Origin of the sequence: Pseudolactococcus hodotermopsidis (genome assembly GCF_011170085.1) — a bacterium.
In the GTDB taxonomy this organism is placed as follows: Bacteria; Bacillota; Bacilli; order Lactobacillales; family Streptococcaceae; genus Pseudolactococcus; species Pseudolactococcus hodotermopsidis.
In genome coordinates this window covers 1-4285 of record NZ_BLLI01000102.1, presented here as the reverse complement: position 1 = coordinate 4285, position 4285 = coordinate 1, and the positions used below count along the sequence as shown (strand labels likewise).

Annotated in this window: 6 protein-coding genes; 5 read left to right on the top strand and 1 reads right to left on the bottom strand. The window is 41.3% G+C overall.

All coding sequences use genetic code 11. The features are described 5' to 3' along the window. Positions 1 to 171: 171 nt before the first annotated feature. Positions 172 to 1251 carry a glutamyl aminopeptidase gene (gene pepA, locus Hs30E_RS10570; protein ID WP_172209898.1) on the bottom strand — a complete coding sequence of 360 codons (1080 nt, stop codon included), beginning with the start codon at positions 1249 to 1251 and terminating at the stop codon, positions 172 to 174. A gap of 108 nt (positions 1252 to 1359) precedes the next feature. Between pepA and Hs30E_RS10565 the strand changes: the two genes are divergently transcribed. The 5 genes from Hs30E_RS10565 to Hs30E_RS10545 form a co-directional block, all read left to right on the top strand. Beyond that, complete coding sequence (locus tag Hs30E_RS10565; RefSeq protein ID WP_172209897.1) at positions 1360 to 1641, top strand: hypothetical protein; 282 nt, start codon at positions 1360 to 1362, stop codon at positions 1639 to 1641. A gap of 1 nt (position 1642) precedes the next feature. Further along, on the top strand, positions 1643 to 1963 hold the full coding sequence (locus tag Hs30E_RS10560) for a thioredoxin family protein (protein ID WP_172209896.1): 321 nt from the start codon (positions 1643 to 1645) through the stop codon (positions 1961 to 1963). Continuing rightward, positions 1960 to 2583, top strand: coding sequence for a YtpR family tRNA-binding protein (gene ytpR / locus Hs30E_RS10555; protein ID WP_172209895.1), 624 nt, complete (start codon positions 1960 to 1962; stop codon positions 2581 to 2583). Before Hs30E_RS10560 ends, ytpR begins: the two co-directional genes overlap by 4 nt. A gap of 67 nt (positions 2584 to 2650) precedes the next feature. Then, positions 2651 to 3043 (top strand): single-stranded DNA-binding protein, encoded by a 393-nt coding sequence (locus Hs30E_RS10550; RefSeq protein ID WP_172209894.1) that lies wholly within the window; start codon positions 2651 to 2653, stop codon positions 3041 to 3043. 242 nt (positions 3044 to 3285) lie between these two features. After that, on the top strand, positions 3286 to 4285 hold a 1000-nt coding region (locus tag Hs30E_RS10545), incomplete at its 3' end, for a GBS Bsp-like repeat-containing protein (RefSeq protein WP_172209893.1).

Here is a 4285-nt window from a genome sequence, read left to right as displayed (position 1 = left end):
GCTAAAATCAAAACCTTTAAGTGTATGGCTCAGAAATATCGTAATCGAAGAAAGAGGCACTTACTTCGGGCGTCCTTAATTTGTGGTATTATCAATTTCGAAATTTAATTTCGGGAGAAGTCTATTAAAAAAATCAGAACTCGAAAACGGGTTCTGATTTTTTAATCTCAGTCAATTACCACGAATTAAATCAACAGTAGAGCGGTCTAATTTCACGACAATTTCTCGCAAAAATGCTTGAGCTGTATCGAAATCTTCTAATGAAAATAAGGTCTGATGACTGTGAATATAGCGCGCGCAAACGCCAATCGTTGTCGATGGAATACCAGTTGATTTTAAATGTGCAGCGCCTGCATCTGTGCCGCCTTTTGACACATAGTACTGATAGTTTATGCCAGCAGATTCAGCCGTATCAAGCAAGAAATCTCGCATTGTTGGCAAAAGAATATGACCAGGATCAAATACTCGAATTAAAGTGCCATTACCAATGCGCCCGTCAGCATTGGCATCAAAAGTATCCTGTGCGGGCGAGCAATCAACAGCGAAAAATAAATCTGGTTCGAACTTGCTTGTTGAAACATGCGCCCCCCGCAGACCAACTTCTTCTTGGACATTTGCCCCAGCAATCAGCGTGTTTGGTAGCTCAATCTTCTGATGACTCAGATATGCCAGAAGTTCGGTCACCATGAGACAGCCGTAACGGTTATCCCACGCTTTACTGATGACATTTTTCTGATTGGCGGTAAGAATCGTTTCTGTTTTGGGAATGATGACAGCACCTGGATGAACACCGAAACTTTCAGCCTCGGTTTTATTTGCAAAACCTGCATCAAAAATAACATCTTCAACTTTGGGAAGGCTAGGCGTACCACTCGCTCCCCGCATCAAATGTGGCGGAATGCCACCTGTAATCACAGGAATTTCTGCACCATTTCTAGCCAACAAAGTAAAACGTTGCGCTGAAATAACGAGCGGATTCCAGCCGCCGAGTGCCACAACGCGTAGCGTTCCGTCAGCTTTAATCGCGCTGACCATGAACCCAACCTCATCCATGTGACCCGCTACCATAATCCTTGGCGCAGTCGTATCAGCACAGTGCTTAATCCCGAAAATGCCGCCAAGACCGTCAGTTTCGACTTCATCAACAAGAGGTGTGATTTTTTCGCGCATAAAGTCACGCATGGGGTGCTCAAAACCAGAAGTCGCTTGAATTTCCGTGATTTCTTTGATTTTATCAAATGTGATTGTCATAAAAAATAATGCCTTTCTCAATGTCTTTCTTTAATCATACCAAATTTGAGACTAAAAAACTGTGACGAGCATCAGCGAGAATATAAAAAATATGGTAAAATAATCAATATGAGAAAAATTTTGAAAATCGGGGTTGGTGTGCTTGTTGGTCTTACGGCTGTGACGAGTGCGCGTGCCATTTACCAAAAGCGTAGGGACAAAAATCTGCGCGATTTACTGACAGTTGCGAAACAACATTTTATGTATCATGATATTTTAACAAGCTGGCTCATGGAAGAACCGCTTTTTGAATCTGTCCATGCGGGTGGCATTGTACGTGTGGATGGTAGTGTAACAACGTTTGAGATTGATGCACAGACTTTGAAAATTGTTGAAACATTGGAGGTTTGAGATGATTATTCCTAAAAGTGTTGCCGAGTTGGCTACATATGTCGAAACAGGGAAAAACGTTTTCTTTTTTACGGCGGATTGGTGTGGCGATTGCCGTTTTATCAAACCAGCTATGCCTGAAATTGAGAAATCGCACCCAGAGTATACCTTTATTGAGGTTGACCGTGACGTCTATCTGGATGTTGCGGTTGAATGGGGGATTATGGGCATTCCAAGTTTTGTCGTTATTGAAAATGGCAAGGAAACAGAGCGTTTGGTCAACAAATTACGCAAAACAAAAGATGAAATCAATGAATTTTTGACAGGAGTAGAAAGAAAATGATTGCGATTTATAACACACATTTGACTGATGTTTTGATGCTGATTACAGGCGATAATCAGGGCGAAAAATTGACAGCAACGCGTATTGGTAACGTGACAAAAATTTCTCGGCAAGATAATGGCGAAACGGTTGCATGGAATTTTTTTGACGTGTCAACACTTTTTCCAATCTCAGAAAATGGACAAGTAACTTTGACTGCTGAAAATATTGATAAGCTTAACGTTGAAATCAAAACAGCAGGATTTTCTGATCGTTTGGTACTGGATACGAAACCAAAATTTGTTGTCGGGGAAATCGTTGAATTGGTGGCGCATCCAGATTCTGACCACCTTAATATTGCGCAAGTGAGAGTTTCAGAAGATGAAACAATTCAAATTGTTGCTGGTGCGCCAAATGCGCGCGTGGGATTGAAAACGATTGTAGCGTTACCCGGTAGCATGATGCCAAATGGTGCGCTGATTTTTGCGGGTCAGTTACGTGGTGTGGCAAGTTTTGGCATGATGGCAAGTCCACGAGAACTTGCACTTCCTAATGCGCCACAAAAGCGTGGGATTATTGAATTAGCGCTTAGCGAAGTGGTTGGCACTGCTTTTGATTCGGCGAAACATTGGCATAAATAAAAAAATTTAAAATAATTTGAGCAAATTCCTCCTAAATTACGTATAAGTAAGTAGGAGGATTTTTTATATGATGAACAAAAGTTTGTTAATCGGGCGCTTGACGGCGCCGCCTGAGTTGCGTAAGACACCGAGTGACAAGTCTGTCGTGCGCGTGACTTTGGCTGTTAATCGGCAGTTTAAGAATGCTGATGGTGAGCGTGAGGCTGATTTTATCTCAGTTGTTATTTGGGGTAAATCGGCGGAAATGTTTGCCTCTTATGCGAAAAAAGGCAGTTTGGTTTCGATTGAGGGCGAGATTCGTAGTCGTCGTTATGAGGATAAGGCTGGCGTGACACATTATGTCACGGAAATTTTGTGCCATCAGTTTAATCTGTTGGAAAGTCGTGCAGCCGTTGCTTTGCGTGAGAATCAAGTTGAAACGCTAGACGTGGAATTGGAGGCTGAGGAACTGCCGTTTTAGAATAGTGAAAATACCGTCAAAAGATAGATTCTTGACAGTATTTTACACATTTTTTAAATAAATTCGTAGAAAATGCAATTTAATACACTAGATTTAATACTATTACTTGCATAATATTATTTAATTTAGTACACTAAGTCTAGTACTATTAAATTCATTAGCTAATAAAATGTGAGTGCGCACTCGTTTTCAACCTTATTAATTCGCCCAAGCGCAGCGAAAGTAGAAATGGAGAAATTAAAATGAAACTTGAAACACTTTTGAAGAAGGTGACTTTGTCATCTGCTGTTGTGTTATGTTTGGCGGGGACTGCTACCATTAGCCACGCTGATAACACAACACCACAATCTATCTTGGATGATAGCCAGCTGAAACCATCCAAAGATCGTGATGACCAGCTACGGCTACCGCCTCGTGTGCGAGCAACGCTAACAGCTAGTCAAGCCCAAGCTTGGATGGATACGATGAAAGGGCAAGCTATTGATTATGATGGATCGTATGGTGCGCAATGTGTTGACTTGGTACGTAAATATTCTGCTGAATTTTTACGTTATGATATTGGAACATGTAGTATTACAGGCGGTGCAAAAGATTATGCTAGTCAAGCAGTTCCGAATGGGTATACGCGAATTAATTATTCATCTGGATTTGTTGCTAAAACTGGCGATATTGTGATTTGGAATGGCGGTGGCGGTGGCTACGGTCACGTTGCTATTGTTTATAGTGTATCTGGAACCAGTATGGTTGTTCTTGAGCAGAACCCAGGTGCAGCTAAACTAACAACCGTGACAAATTATAATAAGCCTTCTAACGGACAAGTAACTGCTGTTTTACGTCCTAATAGTTTGGTTGCTAATTTAGTAGCACCTAAAATAATAAGCACGAGTATTGAAGGTACACCAAATGCAGGTAAGTTTAATGTTCGGGTTAAGACGAGTGGAGATGTTACTTCGGTAAAAGTTCCCATCTGGTCGGACGCTAATGGTCAAGATGATTTGAAATGGTATGTAGCAAGTAAAGTCAAGGACGGTGAGTACTTGGCAACCTTTGATGGTGCAAATCACAAAAATCAGAGTGGTTCGTATCATGTTCAAGCTTATGCTTACAATGGTGACAAGCAAGCAGCGGTAGCGGTTAATAATAACTTGCAAGTTTATGAAGCACCGAAGATTATTAGTACGGCTATAGAGGGTAATCCATCTGCAGGTGAATTTAAAGTTCGTGTCAAAACTAATGCCGTAT